Source organism: Bacteroides rodentium JCM 16496, assembly GCF_000614125.1.
In the GTDB taxonomy this organism is placed as follows: domain Bacteria; phylum Bacteroidota; class Bacteroidia; order Bacteroidales; family Bacteroidaceae; genus Bacteroides; species Bacteroides rodentium.
On the sequence record NZ_BAKJ01000144.1, the window covers coordinates 1 to 963 of the forward strand.

At 50.2% G+C, this 963-nt stretch carries 1 protein-coding gene; it reads left to right on the forward strand.

Annotation, left to right across the window (positions count from 1 at the left end; genetic code table 11):
• Positions 1-230 precede the first annotated feature (230 nt).
• The coding region (locus JCM16496_RS21155; protein ID WP_159102495.1) for an IS30 family transposase at positions 231-963 on the forward strand (733 nt) is incomplete at its 3' end.

Sequence of the window (963 nt, forward strand, 5' to 3'; positions counted from 1 at the left end):
TAAGCCCACATATTTTTGAGGCCGCAGGGTTGAAACGGCTATCGGTGGGGATGGGGCTTCACAAGCCCACAGCCCCTCCCCACCGATAGATGGTTCAACCCGACCAAAAGGTAATTTTAGTCCAAGGCAATATAAAACAAAAAAAGGAGACCGGAGTCTCCCCAAGATTAACTAATTTTGTATTGCACATGTACAATCAATTAACCTCAGCACAAAGGTACCACCTTTTCGTGGAACACCAAAATCGCGGCACTCGAAAAGAGAAGACGCAGAAGGAAATCGCGGCAGAGATTGGCAAACATCCGTCAACCGTCAGCCGTGAGTACAAACGTAATGCGACTGCGCGTGGTGGCTATAATGACACCAAAGCGCAGGCCATGGCCGAAGGACGCCGAAGCCATGGCGAACCGCATAACAAGACGCCGCGGCTGTTGCTATGGCGTATAGAACAGTGGATTATGGAAGAACAATGGTCGCCGGCGCAAATTGTCGGCACTTTGGCTAAAGAAGGGACACACATCTCCAGACAGACAATCTACAATCACATCCACGCAGACCGGAGCGGGGTGCTGCTTGCCAATACCAGACACAAAGGCAAGTATAACCGCAAGTCGAAAAAGGAGCGCAAACCGACCAAAGCTACAAATATCCCAAACCGCACAAGCATCCACCAAAGACCCAAAGAGGCCGACGGATCGCGCTTCGGTGACTGGGAAATGGATCTCATAATCGGTAAGGACGGATACGGAGCTATTCTGGTTCTCGCTGAAAGGAACACCTCATACTGCATCATCGAGAAACTGCCTCATGGGAAGAACGCCAAAGAGATTGCCAAAGCCGTAATCAGATTGCTGTACGCCTACCGGCTTACAGGCGTATTGACCATTACAACTGACAATGGCAGCGAGTTTTCGGCTCATCAGGAGATAACCAAAGGGCTCAAAGGGGTTGTCGTCTATTTTG